We start from the raw sequence: 14,240 nt of genomic DNA on the forward strand, positions 1-14,240 counted from the left end.
GCCCCGGAGACTGTCTCCTGCCGCCCGGTGGCCGAGCTGGCCGCCCTTTTCTGCCGCGAGTTCGGCGGCGAGGCAGCGGTCTCCCGGATCGAGGTCGACCCGGCTGGCGACAGCGGGCGTCACGAGGCGGGGCTTCTGATGCTGGCCTGGGACAAGGCGTTCCGCACCCTGGGCTGGTCGCCGCGCTGGAGCTTCGAGCGCGCGGTCGAGCGCTCCGCCGCCTGGTATGCCGCCGCGGCGCGGGGTGAGGACTGCCGCAAGCTGTGTCTGAAAGACATTAACGATTATACCGGCGGCACGGCTTAATACTGTTGAAATATGACCCTGATCTTCACGGGCGAACACAAGGTTCGCCCCTACACCAGACCCGGAATTCCTGATAGGAAACCACGCTGCTCAGAGCTGTAGCGTAAGGTGAATATCTGAATAAACAAAGAGTATGTCGTAGGGGCGAACCTCGTGTTCGCCCGTAATTCCCTTAAAAGAACGAGCAGTTCAAGGCTGCGCACGGGATTCGGATACTCCAACGCGCTTTTTACACGTTTTTTCGCTGAAAGAGGACAGGAAACATGGACCGCGTCATTCCCTCCGGGGGACCCTGGATCACCGAAAAGGAAGTGCAGTACGTGGCGGATGCCTGCGCCAACGGCTGGTACGACAACTGGCACGACTATCTGGACCGTTTCGAGGACGGCATGCGCAAGATGGTAGGGGTCAAGCACGCCATCGCCACCTCGAGCTGCACCGGGGCGCTGCACCTGAGCATGGCCGCGCTCGGGATCAAGCCGGGTGATGAGGTTATCGTGCCCGAGAGCACCTGGATCTCCGGCGTGACCTGTATCTGCTACCAGGGCGCCACCCCGGTGTTCGTGGACATCGAGCCCGACACCTGGTGCATGGACCCGGAGTGTTTCCGCAAGGCGATCACCAGCCGCACCAAGGCCGTGATCCCGGTGCACATGTACGGCCACCCGGCCGAGATGGACACGATCATGCAGATCGCCGCCGAGCACGGGATTGCGGTGATAGAGGACGCCGCCCCGGGGATCGGCTCGCTCTACAAGGGCAAGCCCGCCGGCAGCATCGCCCTGGGGGCCACTTTCAGCTTCCAGGGGGCCAAGCCACTGGTCATGGGCGAGGGCGGCTGCCTGGTCACCAACGACGACAATTTCTTCGACCGCGCCTACTACTACTGGGACCACTGCCGCGACAACAGCCAGGTGCTCTACCTGACCGGCATCGGCTTCAAGTACAAACTCTCCAACATCCAGGCCGCCCTGGGATTGGCCCAGCTGGAGCGCATGGATGAGATCATCGAGAAACGCCGCCAGATTTTCTTCTGGTACCGCGACCGTCTGGGCAATATCGAGGGACTGCGGCTCAACGCCGAGCGGCCCGGCTGCCGCAACAATTTCTACGTGCCGACCATGATCGTGGAGAAGGATTTCGGGATCGAGCCCGTGCCCCTGATGGCGGCGATGAACCAGCGCGGGGTGCGTAACCGCCCGTTCTTCCGGCCGATCAGCAAGTTCCCGATGTTCAAGCCAGCGCACACCCCGGTGGCCGATTTCGTGACCTCCCGCGGGATCAACCTTCCCTGCGCCAGCAAGATCACGGAAGATGACGTGGACTACGCCTGCAACGTGATCCGCAACCTGCTGCTGGGGGAGTGAGTAATTTATCAGGACATGGCCCTTGGTCTGACACACCCCGTCGACTCCGTCGCCACCCCTCTTTTTAGAGGGGAATAGATGCCCGTTAGCCCAGCCCCGGCTCAAAGCCCGGGGGAGGGCAGAAAATCCCCTCTCGAGAGGGGTGCCCGCTGAAAGCGGGCGGGGTGTGTAACGGTCGAGCCCGGTAGGGGCTACAGAAAGTAATTTCAAGGATATGCCTTTGAGCACCGTTCCCGAAATCCTGGCCGCGCGACGCGCCCGGGCCGCCGACATCCGGCGCAACGCCCTGCGCATGGTGCACCATGCGGACGCCAGCCATATCGGCAGCAGCCTGAGCATCGCCGATATCCTGGCCCACCTCTATGGCGGGGTGCTGCGGGTGGACCCGTCCGCGCCCGAGGACCCGCAGCGCGACCGTCTGATTGTCTCCAAGGGCCATGCCGCGGCCGGGGTCTACTCCGCCCTGGCCGGGGCCGGGTTTTTCCCGCTGGAGTGGCTGGCGCGCTACTGCGATGACGGGTTCGTGCTGGCCGGCCATGTGACCCGCAAGGGTGTGCCCGGGGTGGAGCTTTCCACCGGCTCGCTGGGTCACGGCCTGCCCGTGGCGGTGGGCATGGCGTTCGCCCTGCGGGACAGGCAACCCGTGCCGCGCGTGTTCGCTCTTCTGTCCGACGGCGAGTGCGACGAGGGCACCACCTGGGAGAGCGCCCTGATCGCGGCGCGCTACGCCCTGGATAACCTCGTTCTCATCATCGACTACAACAAGATTCAATCCCTGGGGCGGGTGGAGGACGTGCTCCCGCTGGAGCCGTTGGCCGACAAGTGGCGCGCGTTCGGCTGGGCCGTGCGCGAGGCCCAGGGCCATGACCATGCCGACCTGGCCGCCGCGTTCGAGGCCCTGCCCTACGGAGCGGGAAAGCCCTCCCTGCTGATCGCCCACACGGTCAAGGGCAAGGGCGTGGACTACATGGAAAACACCGTGCGCTGGCACTACAAGTCGCCCAACGATGAGCAACTGGCCGAGGCCCTGCGCCAGATCGATTCCGCCGAGGAGGGCTCCCGGTGAGAACCGCGTTCATCAACACCCTGGCCGAGCTGGCCGCGGCCGACCCCGAGCTCTACCTCTGCGTGGGCGACCTGGGATATTCGGTGATCGAGTCTTTCCAGGAGAAATTCCCTCAGCAGTACCTGAACCTGGGGATCGCCGAGCAAAGCCTGATCGGGTTCGCCGCCGGGCTCAGCCTGGCCCGTCCGGCGCGGGTGTTTGTCTACAGTATCGCCAATTTCCCGGTGCTGCGGCCCCTGGAGCAGATACGCAACGATGTCTGCTACCACCGGGCGGATGTGAAAATTGTCTCCGTGGGAGGGGGCCTCAGCTACGGCTCCCAGGGCTACACGCATTTCGGGATCGAGGACCTGGCCGCAATGCGCGCCCTGCCGGGGATGACTGTCTGCTCGCCGGCGGATGCGGCCGAGGTGCGGGTGGCGGTGCGCCTGGCCGTTGAGCACCCCGGTCCCTGGTTCATCCGCCTGGGCAAAAACCGCGAGAAAGTGATCCACGCCGCGGGCGACCCGCCGCTACAATACGGACGCTCGCTGACTTTATCCGAGGGGAATGACGGGACGATCGTGGCCTGCGGGGCGGTGACCTGGGAGGCGATGCAGGCGGTGGAGCGCCTGCGTGATGAGCATGGAATGAACGTGCGTCTACTGAGCTGCCCGTTTGTCAAGCCGCTGGACGAGGCCGCGATCCTGACAGCCGCGGCCCAAACCCCCTGGCTGATCAGCCTGGAGGAGCACACCCTCTGCGGCGGGCTGGGCAGCGCGGTGAGCGAGGTCCTGGCGCGTGAGGGCGCCGGGGTGCCGCTGAAACGCCTGGGCCTGCCCGAGAACCTGGACACGGTGGGCAGCCAGGCCTACCTGCGTTCCTGCTTCGGCCTGGACATGTCCGCGGTCTGCACCTGCGCCCTGGAGCTGGCCCGGGCCGGCCGCGGCTGAACTCTTATTTCTTGCGCGAACGAGCCTCCAGAAACACCCGCCCGAAAAACCAGAACGACGCACCAAGAGACAGGACCAGAGACAAAGCCCAGGGATGGCTGAACGCCGGATCGGTGCCCAAGCGCCGCCCGAACAAGGCCAGGGTTTCCCTCAGGTTTTTCACCCACCGGTACAGCCCCACCACCTCCAACTTTTCTCCGCCCGGCAGGACTGTCCCTTCTCCCGCGACCTCCGCCAGCTCCAGGCTCAGCGTCTGCCTGTCCCGAATCGTCTCGAATTCGATTTCCCGCCCGTAGAGCTGTCCCTCCTGCTCCAGGCTGTCCCGGACTGTCAGCACCTGCGCTCCTCCGGTAAAACGGAACGGCAGCCCAGGGCCGGACACGGCCCCGGCCGGACCTATCCCCTTTAGACCGTAGAGTCCCTCCTCCTGCGGGGTGAAACGCGCGGTCTGCACTCCGGTCGCACTGCCCGCCGGGTCGAGGGCCAGCGGCGAGACCGTGCTCCAGGTGACCAGCGGCGCGGTGGCCGTGCGGCGCTCGGCCCTCCACCTTGAAACCCCGAGCAGGACTGTCCCGAGCAGGAACAGGCACAGCGCCGCTGTGGCCCAGCGGGCGGCTGCGGCCAGAAGGTTGCCGGCGAGCAGCTTTTCCACCTGTCGCGGCCACCACAGGCGGACAAGGAGCAGCAGGGAGACGGCCAGGAACAGACGGTAGAACAGGGGATAAAGCGGCGCGGTGTTCAGCACCTGTGACATAAGCGTGTCCAGGGTCGGCAGAGCGCCGAACAGGTGCTCATCCAGCGGCTTGAACAGCCGCATCTGTATCTGCGGATACTGCGGCCATCTCAGGAGGGCGCAAAAGAAAGCATGCAGCGTTCCGAGCCAGAAAAAGGCCCGGTCGCGGCTCATCATAAGGATAAGGAACGGTGAAATCCAGACATAGTATCGTATTTCCAGTCCCGTTCCCAGACAGAGCAGCAACATCAGGCCAGTAAACATCCGCTCCGGGCCGTCCTGCTCAAATCGTGCCCGCTCCAGCCCAGCCCCGCGCCGGTTCAGGAACGACCAAGCCAGAAGCCCCAGGTAGCCGCCCGCGAACAGAGCTTTCTGGGCCAGGTGCAGCAGGCCCGGGGCCTCGGCCCGCTCCGTGGCCTCCACGTGGAAGAAATGCCGCAACACCTGGCCGTGGGTGGCCAGGAAGAGCGGCGCCAGCACCAGCACGAACGGCGTGGCGGCCCAGGCTGCCAGGCGCAGGAACTCCTTGCGGCTTCTTCCGTAGTACAGCAGCACCGGCGGGATGAACACCGCCGGGAACAGCTTGACCATCACCCCGGTGCTCAGCAGGGCCAGCGCCGGGCCGGGCTTCTTGCGGACCAGCAACAGCAGGGCCATGACAGTCAGGGCGGTGGTCATGATGTCGTGTTGTCCCTGCGCGTAGGTTGTTACAAGCAGGAACGGGTTGAGCATCCAGAGCGCGAAGGCCCAGACCCGTCGTCGCGGGTCGGCGACAAGCAGCAGCAGCGAAGCGGCCACGGCCGCATCGAACAACAGGTAGGGCGCCTTGACCAGGAACAGGTTGCGGTACAGACGGTAATGGCCGGGATCCTGGAAAAAACTCCCTCCAGCTGCCGGGCCGCTCCCGTCATGGATGAAACCGGCGCGGTAGGTCCCCCAGCAGTGTTCCAGCCACGGGGCAAGCTGCGGCGAGAGACGGTCGTTCATGACGCGGAACGCTCCGGCCAGGTAGTAGTACATGGGCGGATAGGTGGCGGAAAACTGGGGCCCCAGACGGTAGGTGTCATCGTAATGCGCGTAGATATTGAGATGTCCGGCGGTCACCTCGCGCAGCATGTACTGAAGGTCGATCACGTCACTCTGAAACGTGACCGGCATCAGCGCCAGCCGGAAAAACAGGCCGGCGAAAGCCCAGGCCAGGATCAGGTTTCGCGTGCGGCTGTGAACCAAACGGCCCTCCCTCGACTGTCTCATTCAGTCAGGCGGCATATGAGCGAAGAACATCGTTCAGGTCATCAACCGCGCCACCCGCGCGGCCACGGTCTCCAGGAACGCACGGTCGGCCGGGGTGAAAGGCGCCAGGCGGTGGGAATCGATATCCAGCTCGCCCAGGACCTCGCCCTCCCGCAGCAGCGGGACCACGATCTCGGCGCGCACCTCGACGCTGCACGCAAGGTAATTGCTCTCCCTGGCAATGTCCTGCACGACTAATGTCTCGGCCCGCTGGGCCGCCTGCCCGCAGACTCCCAATCCGAACGGGATGTGCACGTGCCCGGTCGGCGCGCCGCAAAAGGGCCCCAGAGCCAGCCAGCCGGGGCTTTCCACCAGGTAGAACCCGACCCAGTCGTAATGCGGCGCTGCACCTCGCAGCAGGGAGCACAGCGCGGCCAGCCTGTCCACGAGAGGGCCCGCCCCACCCAATATCTCCTCCACCCGAAGCAGTAATGCGCTGAAATCTGGCTGCTGAGCGTCCTTCGGACGTTGCGTTTCCATCCTTTTTCCTTTTTATCATCCGGCCGACAGTGTATTATAAAGCCGGTCCATCCAGACCGGGATTGCACTCCGATAAATATGCCACTGACTGTTCCTGAATTCAACACACTATAAACATCTGTTTCCACTTGATGGAAAGGAGCGCGCGATGAAACGCAGGAATTTCGTCAAGGGTGCAGTGGCCGGGACCGCCGCAGCAGCGGCTATATCGTTGCCGGTCGGGATCGGTTGCGCTGGGCCGGCCGCGACCAAGCAGGCCGAGCGCTCCAAAGTCCTGCCGAAACGTCCGTTCAACAGCCCCTACGAGGGCGAGTTCCTGAACCGGGTGGCTTTCCCGCTGGGCGGCCTGGGCGCGGGGATGCTCTGCCTGGAGGGGACCGGCGCGCTGTCGCATGTTTCGCTGCGCAACCGGCCGAATATGTTTCACGAGCCGCTGACGTTCGCCGCGGTGTGTGTCAAGGGGCAGAAAAACATCGCCCGCGTGCTCGAGGGGCCGGTGCCGGGCTGGAAAGCTTTCGGCAACCCCGACACCAACGGCGGTACGAAAAACAAGAACTACGGGCTGCCACATTTCCGCTCTGCGGTCTTCGAGACGCGTTTCCCGTTCGCCACCGTGAACCTGAAAGACGACAAGCTGCCACTGGAAGCGGTGCTCACCGGCTGGAGCCCGTTCATTCCCGGCGACCCGGACAGCTCCAGCCTGCCGGTGGCTGCTCTGGAGTATACGTTCCACAACCCCGGAAAGCAGGCGCTGGAGGCGGTCTTCTCGTTCAACTCCAATAACTTCATGGCCGCGGGTTGGGATGACGCCGGCCCTCAATACAGTGAATTACGAAAGCATGCCTCGGTAGGTGCGGTCCCGGGCGGTTTCATCCTCCGTCAGAAAGGCACGGACGATAGGCCCTGGCTCGAGGGTGCTTTCTGCGCCGTGGTGGATGATCCGAACACGAAAGTCAACTGCCGCTGGTTCCGCGGCGGCTGGTTCGACCCACTCACCCTGGCCTGGAAGGCCGTGGAGGAGGGAGCAACTCCAGAAGCCACGCCGTTCGACCAGGGAAATCCGAGCCCTGGAGCGAGTCTGTTCCTCCCGTTCAGTCTGGCCGCGGGCGAAAGCCGCACGGTCCGGCTGCTTCTGTGCTGGTACGTACCCGAGTCCAACCTCCACGAAGGCGACGACCCGGATTGCTGCTCCGATAAAACCGGCAACCACTCCTGCTGCGACCCCACTGTCCCGGAAAAGAACTACAAGCCCTGGTACAGCGGGCAGTTCGCCAATGCCGAGGACCTGGCCGCTTTCTGGGCGAAGAACGTGTCCGCCCTGCGCGAGAAATCGGAGAAATTCAGCCGGGCGTTCTACGACACCACCCTGCCTCCCGAGGTGGTGGAGGCGGTGGCGGCCAACCTGACCATCCTCAAAAGCCCCACCGTGCTGCGCCAGACTGACGGACGCATGTGGGCCTGGGAGGGCTGCAGCGATACCAGTGGCTGCTGCGAGGGAAGCTGCACGCATGTCTGGAACTACGCCCAGGCCGTACCCCACCTGTTCCCCTCGCTCGAGCGCAGCCTGCGCCTGACCGAGTTCAAGGTGGACCAGGACCCCAGCGGCCACCAGGTGTTCCGCGCCGGGCTGCCCGTGCGGACGATCTTGCACACTTACTACGCCGCGAGCGATGGTCAGCTGGGCGGGATCATGAAAGTCTACCGCGAGTGGCGGATCAGCGGCGACAACGCCTGGCTGGCCTCGTTCTGGCCCCAGGTGCGCACCTCACTCGATTACTGTATCGAAGCCTGGGACCCCCGTCACCACGGAGTGCTGGAGGAACCGCACCACAACACTTACGATATCGAGTTCTGGGGCGCGGAGCCGATGTGCTCCAGTTTCTACCTGGGCGCCCTGCGCGCCGCCACGCTGATGGGCGAGGCGCTGGGTGACGCGGTGCCGCTCTACAAGGAGCTATACGACAAGGGCCGCGCCGTGCTGGAGAAAGAGCTGTTCGACGGTGAGTATTTCTTTCAGAAAATCCAGTGGGAGGGCCTGCGCGCCGGCAACCCGGTGGAGGCATCCAAAAACAGCGCCTGGGGCGAATACTCTCCCGAGGCACTGGAGCTGCTGCAGAAAGAAGGCCCCAAGTACCAGTACGGCACGGGCTGCCTGAGCGACGGGGTGCTGGGGGCCTGGATCGCCGCGGTCTGCGGGGTGGGCAATGTGCTGGATGAACTCAAGGTGCTCAGCCACCTCAACGCCGTGCACAGCTACAATTTCCGCACCGACCTTTCGGAGCACGCCAACCCGCAGCGCCCGGGTTACGCCCTGGGAGCGGAGGGCGGGTTGCTGCTCTGCTCCTGGCCCAAGGGCGGGAGCCTCTCGCTTCCGTTCGTCTACTCCAACGAGGTCTGGACCGGGATCGAGTACCAGGTGGCCAGCCACCTGATGCTCTGCGGCGAGGTGGACAAGGGCCTCGACATCGTGCGGGCCTGCCGAGCGCGTTATGACGGGCGGGTGCGTAACCCGTTCAACGAGTACGAGTGCGGCCACTGGTACGCCCGCGCCATGAGCAGCTACGGCCTTCTGCAGGGCCTTACCGGGGTGCGCTACGACGCCGTGGACAGGACCCTCTACATCAAGCCCTCGATCCGCGGCGATTTCCGCAGCTTCCTGTCCACCGCCACGGGCTACGGCACGGTGGGAGTCAAGGACGGCAAGCCGTTCGTGGAGGTGGCCGAGGGCAAGATCGAGGTGGCGAAGACCGAGTACACTCCCCTGGCCTGAGCGCGGCGCCACGGTGAAGCGGCGCTCTTGTGTTCCTGCCGGGTTTTTTCCATACTTATGGCACAGGGACACGCTGGCCGGTACGGCCGGCGGGAGCGCTCTGGCTGAACTGAGTCGCGATTGGGTTACGGAGGGAAGATGATTCTGGTTATCGGGGCCACTGGCCCGGTGGGGTCGGAGTTGGTCCGGTTGCTGGCCGAGTCCGGGGCGACTGTGCGGGCCATGACCCGCGACTTGTCCCGCGCCGAAAAGCTGCTGCTTCCGGGGGTGGAGCTGGTGCAGGCCGACCTGGGCCGTCCGGCCAGCCTCAAGCCTGCGTTCAAGGGCGTGGAGCGGGTGTTCCTGGCCAGCCCCGGCGGGCCGGAGATGGTGGCGCAGCAGAACGAGGCGGTCAAGCAGGCGAAGAAAGCCAAAGTCGGCCTGCTGGTGAAGCTCTCCGGCCTGGGGGTGAGCGCCGATTCACCTTCACAGATATTCCGCTGGCACGCCCAGAACGAGGTCAAGCTGGCCAAATCCGGGCTGCCACACGTGATCCTGCGCGGCAATTTCTTCATGCAGAACATTCTGGGCCACGCGGCTACGATCCGCGAGCAGGGAGCGTTCTACATCCCCCTGGGCGAGGGGCGCGCCAGCCAGGTGGACACCCGCGACATCGCCGCCGCCGCTGCCGCGGTGCTCCTGGGCGAGGGCCACGCCGGGGCCGAGTACGAGCTGACCGGCCCGGAGAGTATCACCGCCGATCGCCTGGCCGAGGTGCTGAGCGAGGAGCTGGGGCGCGAGGTTCGCTACATCCCGGTGACCGCCGAGGCCGCCACCGCCTCGATGATCCGCTCCGGGGCGCCAGAATGGCTGGCCCGCGACATCCCCCGGCTCTTGACCTACTGGGCCGACAGCCTCAACGACCGGGTGACCGAGGACCTCGGGCGCCTGACCGGCAAGCCGCCGCGGGATTTCCGCCAGTTCGTGCGGGACCACCGCGCCGCGTTCGAATGAGACTCCACACCTTCAAACGGATTTTTCCAGAGCTTGCGCAGGGGCGGGTGCCGAACCCGCCCCTTTTTCATTGTCATCAGATATCTCTGATTTGACAACCCCCGCCCGCTACGCGGGCACCCCCTTTATTAAGGGGGAGTTCAACGACCCAATCAGTAGCATTCGCCGCAGCTCGGTCTATCGGCTTTCAATCCCCTTTAGAAAAGGGTGAAACAGGGGGTTGTGCTTTACGGATACAGCAATCCGGCCCCGAGGGAAAATGCAGCCAGCCAATCCCGGTTGGATCGAACTCAGAACTTGAAACTGAGCGCGCTGCAGATCTGGTGAATGCGGCCCCAGTCCTTGACATTGCGGGAGCGCGAGGAGTAGATCATGTAGTAGAGCAGAAGATCGGAAGAGGGATTCAGGGTCAGCGAGACCCCGGTGGAAAAATCGCTCGGGTCGGCCCAGGCGCGGCGCAGGCTGCGCTGCACTGTCAGGTAGTAGTCGTAGTAGACCCAGGCCCGGCAGGGGGTCCCGCCGGCGCGGAAAGCGTAGGAAAGACGCAGCAGCGGCCGCAGGTAGACCAGCTCGAACCCGCCGGCCGCATCCAGCTGGAACCTCTGGCGCAGGTCCAGCTCCCAGGGGCCGCAGCGCGCCAGGCGCAGCGTGGGGTCGAGCATGAGGTAATGCTTCGCCTTCCAGGCGGGGCCGCTCTCCTTATCCTGGAAGCGGTAGTAGACCGGCAGGCGGAAACTCTCGAGCCTCGAGGTGCGGTACTCGACGCCCAGGTCGCTCAGGAAGAAATAATAATCCCCCAGGGCGCTGCGGAACCGCGCCTGGACCAGACCGCGCAGGGTCAGCTCCGGCGAGGCTTTCCAGTTCGCGCCCAACTGAAAGCGCTGGATCAGGCTGTGCTGGTCGGCGAGCAGGTAAGTCGGCGCAAGGCCGAGCCCGGTCAGCACTATCGCTCCGAGCACCAAGCGCCGAAAAATGGCCATCCGTTTCTCGCGGTCGGGGGAAAAGAGGAAGGGGCACGGCGCGCCGGACTTGGCCTCAGCCCGCAATCCCTCAACAAAACGAACGTAGGGGCGGGTTTGAAACCCGCCCCTACAGTCAACAATTCCTCAAGAACTCGCTTCAGGCTTCGGGAGAGGCTTAAATCCAGCCCTTGGCCTTGTAGACCTTCTTCATGTCATCGAGAGTCTGGGCTTTCAGGCCCTCGGCGGAGCCGGCGGTGCCCAGGTCGCGCATCTTCTGCGCCACCAGCTTGGCCAGGGCCTCGCGGGCGGGCTTCAGGTAGTCGCGCGGATCGAACTTCTCCGGGGTCTCGGCGAACACCTTGCGGATCGCGCCGGTGATCGCAATCCGGCCGTCACTGTCGATATTGACCTTGCGCACGCCGAACGGGATCACGCTCTGGATCTGGTCCATCGGCACGCCCTTGGCGTTGGGCATCTTGCCGCCGTACTTGTTCACGATGTCGACCAGCTCCTGGGGCACGCTGCTGCTGCCGTGCATCACCATGAACAGCTCTGGCATGCGGGTGTTGATCTCCTTGACGATATGCAGGGCCAGCTTCGGCTCGGCCTTGAACTTATAGGCCCCGTGGCTGGTGCCGATCGCCACGGCCAGGGCATCCACCTGGGTTTTCTTGACGAACTCGATGGCCTGGTCCGGGTCGGTCAGACTCACCTTGCCGCTGCCCACACCGTCCTCGATCCCGCCCAGGGTGCCCAGCTCACCCTCGACCGTCACTCCCAGCGGGTGGGCGAACTCGGCCACGGCGCGGGTGACAGCCACGTTCTCCTCGAACGTGGTCGGGGTCTTGCTGTCCTCTTTCAGCGAGCCGTCGATCATCACGCTGGTGAAACCCAGGGCGATTGCCTCTTTGCAGGTCTCGAGGCTGTTGCCGTGGTCCAGGTGCAGGGCGACCGGGATATCGGGGTTTTCCTCGGCGGCGGCCAGCATCAGGTATTTCAGGTAGGTGAAATTGCTGTACTTGAGTGCGCCGCGGCTGGCCTGGATGATGACCACCGACTTGGTCTCGCGGGCGGCCATCATGATGGCCTGGATCTGCTCCATGTTGTTGACGTTGTACGCGCCGACAGCGAAATTACCTTTCGCCGCCACTTCCAGCAGCTGCTTCATCGGTACCAGAGGCATTGTCATCGCTCCTTTTGCCGTTGACAGATGGGATTATTCAGGACAACGCACATCATCCTCACGGATCGGGAAAAACAGGCTTCCCCCTGCAACGGCTTGTAAAATAACAAGCACCGCCGGAAAAAGCAAATTTAAGTCCGGCTTGGGGCTGCGACCGGGCCATCCGTAAAAAATCCGGGAACTTTCCCGCCCCCGTCGCCGACATACAGGACGGTACCGAAACAACAGGAGCGCCCCTGGACAGGAACGAGATTCAAGCCGAGCTGCTGGCCCTGCGTTTCCGGCGCGGGGACCGGCAGGCTTTCCGCGCTCTGGTGGAGCAGTGGGAAAAGCCGCTGTTCTACTACCTGCGCCGTCTGAGCGGAGACGAGTCACGGGCCTGGGAGCTGCTGGGCCGCTGTTGGCGCGCCTTGGCGGTGGAACTGGGCGCGCGGGGCGACAGGGAGCGGTTCAAGGTGCGTCTCTACCGCCTGGCGCGTCAGACCGCGGAGCGGGAGATACCGGAGCTGACACAGCCGTCGGGCGGTACAGAGCCGACGGGACAACAGTCCCAGGCAAGCCAGGCGCTGAGTTCTTTCGGCGACCCGGCCGCGCTGCACCGGGGTCTGGACAGTCTGGAGCTTCAAGAGCGTGAGATAATGACCCTGGTGCTGCTGGAAGATTTCACCCCGGAGGAGCTGGGCCGGATACTCCGGCTCACTACCGGGCGGGCCAGGACCCGGCTGGAACGGGCCCGGAATGCTCTCTGGCGGATTCTGAACGGGAAGGAGGTGCTGCCATGAGCGGGAACAACGAAAACCTCCGCGAGCGCCTTCTGTCCCTCGAACCGGTCAATCCGGACTTTCACGAAAGATACAAAGAGGAGATGGAAAAGATGTTCACCCAGGAAATCACCGGTGCACGCCGGTTTGGATTTATCTCCAGAGACCTGTTCCTGTTGTTGTTTGGGCTGGTCCTTACCGCAAGCGCCATCTTCAACCGCCCAGTCGCCCTGCCGATAACCGGTCGCTGGCTCTGGGGCCTTTCCGGGGTTTTCACCCTGGGGGTCGCCCTGCTGGGTTTAAGATTGTCCTGGAAAAAAAACATGGACTTGCGGAAAGATTCAACCATCATTTCTCGTTACGGCGCCACCGGGCTGTTCGTGGTTGCCTTCGCGTTGATTTCAACTGCACTGCTTTTCGGAAACTTGCAGGGTTTTGCCGCCATTACACCCACCGCCCTGCTGATGATAGTGCTGGCAATCCTGCTCGGTATCGATAACCGCGTGCAGCAGTCCGAGCTTAACATCCGCGAGAAACTGCTGGAGATGCAGTTGCAGTTGTCCGAGCTGCAGAAAGAACGCGGCTCGAAAAGCTGAGTCAACCCTCTGCCGCGAGAGTGGCGTGACAGAACCGAACACACAGCCCCCGCGTCCGGCCGGGCCGGAGCGGGAGGAAATCCTGGCCGAGCTTCTGGTCCTGCGTTTCCGGCGCGGGGACAGCCGGGCTTTCCGCGAGATAGTAGAACGCTGGGAAAAGCGCCTTTTCTACTACCTGCGTCGCCTCTGCGGACAGGAGCAGGAAAGCTGGGACCTTCTGCAGCAGACCTGGCTCAAGGCGCTGCGCGGCCTGGGCGGCCTGCGCGAGCCGCGAAAACTCAACGCCTGGCTCTACACCCTGGCCCGCCGCAGCGCCGCCGACCGGATTGCGGCCCTGGCAGCGGAGAACAGCCGCCGAGCCGATGAGGCCGTCTTAGACGAAATTGCGGATGACAGCCCGGGGCCGGAGGAGTTCGCGGATGCCGCCCTGGTGCACTGGGGCCTGGATAAGCTGGAGCTGCCCCAGCGCGAGATACTGACCCTCTTTTTCCTGGAGGATTTCTCCCTGGCCGAGGTGGCGGAGATACTGGAGCTGCCGCTCGGTACTGTGAAAAGCCGTCTGCACCGCGCCCGGAGCGCCCTGCGGGAAGTGCTGTCCCGTGAAGGGGGGCTGCGATGAGCCGGGAGAGAATTAACCTGCGCGACAACCTGCTGGCCCAGGAACGGGTCAGCCCGGAACTTGAGAGCAAGTACAAGGAGGAATTAAACAAGATGTTCACCGAAAAACTTTCTGTGCCCAAAAGTATCGGGACTTTCATCCTGGCCGGGCTGCGGCTGTTGATCGGGCTGGCCGAGATC

The 14,240-nt window shown here is 64.0% G+C and carries 14 protein-coding genes; 10 read left to right on the forward strand and 4 right to left on the reverse strand.

Annotation, left to right across the window (positions count from 1 at the left end; all coding sequences use genetic code 11):
- The 4 genes from LLH00_03970 to LLH00_03985 form a co-directional block, all read left to right on the forward strand.
- Positions 1-306: CDP-glucose 4,6-dehydratase (locus LLH00_03970; protein MCE5270419.1), on the forward strand; the 306-nt coding region annotated here is incomplete at its 5' end.
- Positions 307-569: 263 nt separating this feature from the next.
- Positions 570-1,673, forward strand: a complete 1,104-nt coding sequence (locus LLH00_03975) for a DegT/DnrJ/EryC1/StrS family aminotransferase (GenBank protein MCE5270420.1) — start codon at positions 570-572, stop codon at positions 1,671-1,673.
- A 214-nt stretch (positions 1,674-1,887) separates the two neighbouring features.
- Entirely contained in the window at positions 1,888-2,739 is an 852-nt protein-coding gene (locus tag LLH00_03980; protein MCE5270421.1) for a transketolase, read from the forward strand.
- Positions 2,736-3,671, forward strand: coding sequence for a transketolase (locus tag LLH00_03985; protein MCE5270422.1), 936 nt, complete (start codon positions 2,736-2,738; stop codon positions 3,669-3,671). The genes LLH00_03980 and LLH00_03985 overlap by 4 nt, the downstream gene beginning before the upstream one ends.
- 4 nt (positions 3,672-3,675) lie before the next feature.
- Here LLH00_03985 and LLH00_03990 read toward each other — a convergent pair whose 3' ends face one another.
- Both LLH00_03990 and LLH00_03995 read right to left on the reverse strand, forming a co-directional pair.
- Positions 3,676-5,634, reverse strand: coding sequence for a DUF2029 domain-containing protein (locus tag LLH00_03990; protein MCE5270423.1), 1,959 nt, complete (start codon positions 5,632-5,634; stop codon positions 3,676-3,678).
- A gap of 57 nt (positions 5,635-5,691) precedes the next feature.
- Positions 5,692-6,177: a GAF domain-containing protein gene (locus LLH00_03995; protein ID MCE5270424.1), complete on the reverse strand. Its 486-nt coding sequence runs from the start codon at positions 6,175-6,177 to the stop codon at positions 5,692-5,694.
- A 148-nt stretch (positions 6,178-6,325) separates the two neighbouring features.
- Between LLH00_03995 and LLH00_04000 the strand changes: the two genes are divergently transcribed.
- Both LLH00_04000 and LLH00_04005 read left to right on the forward strand, forming a co-directional pair.
- Entirely contained in the window at positions 6,326-8,947 is a 2,622-nt protein-coding gene (locus LLH00_04000) for a non-lysosomal glucosylceramidase (GenBank protein ID MCE5270425.1), read from the forward strand.
- A gap of 138 nt (positions 8,948-9,085) precedes the next feature.
- Positions 9,086-9,940, forward strand: a complete 855-nt coding sequence (locus LLH00_04005; protein ID MCE5270426.1) for an SDR family oxidoreductase — start codon at positions 9,086-9,088, stop codon at positions 9,938-9,940.
- 290 nt (positions 9,941-10,230) lie between these two features.
- Here LLH00_04005 and LLH00_04010 read toward each other — a convergent pair whose 3' ends face one another.
- Complete coding sequence (locus LLH00_04010) at positions 10,231-10,920, reverse strand: hypothetical protein (GenBank protein ID MCE5270427.1); 690 nt, start codon at positions 10,918-10,920, stop codon at positions 10,231-10,233.
- Between the two features lie 157 nt (positions 10,921-11,077).
- Positions 11,078-12,085 (reverse strand): ketose-bisphosphate aldolase, encoded by a 1,008-nt coding sequence (locus tag LLH00_04015; GenBank protein ID MCE5270428.1) that lies wholly within the window; start codon positions 12,083-12,085, stop codon positions 11,078-11,080.
- A 314-nt stretch (positions 12,086-12,399) separates the two neighbouring features.
- On the opposite strand from LLH00_04015, the gene LLH00_04020 reads away from it, so the two are divergent.
- The 4 genes from LLH00_04020 to LLH00_04035 form a co-directional block, all read left to right on the forward strand.
- Positions 12,400-12,867, forward strand: a complete 468-nt coding sequence (locus LLH00_04020) for a hypothetical protein (protein ID MCE5270429.1) — start codon at positions 12,400-12,402, stop codon at positions 12,865-12,867.
- Positions 12,864-13,442 (forward strand): hypothetical protein, encoded by a 579-nt coding sequence (locus tag LLH00_04025; GenBank protein ID MCE5270430.1) that lies wholly within the window; start codon positions 12,864-12,866, stop codon positions 13,440-13,442. Before LLH00_04020 ends, LLH00_04025 begins: the two co-directional genes overlap by 4 nt.
- A gap of 25 nt (positions 13,443-13,467) precedes the next feature.
- The gene (locus LLH00_04030; GenBank protein ID MCE5270431.1) at positions 13,468-14,061 is read left to right on the forward strand and encodes a sigma-70 family RNA polymerase sigma factor; all 594 of its coding nucleotides are present in this window, start codon (positions 13,468-13,470) and stop codon (positions 14,059-14,061) included.
- On the forward strand, positions 14,058-14,240 hold a 183-nt coding region (locus LLH00_04035), incomplete at its 3' end, for a hypothetical protein (GenBank protein ID MCE5270432.1). The genes LLH00_04030 and LLH00_04035, both read left to right, overlap by 4 nt.

Source organism: bacterium (assembly GCA_021372515.1).
Taxonomy (GTDB): domain Bacteria; phylum Gemmatimonadota; class Glassbacteria; order GWA2-58-10; family GWA2-58-10; genus JAJFUG01.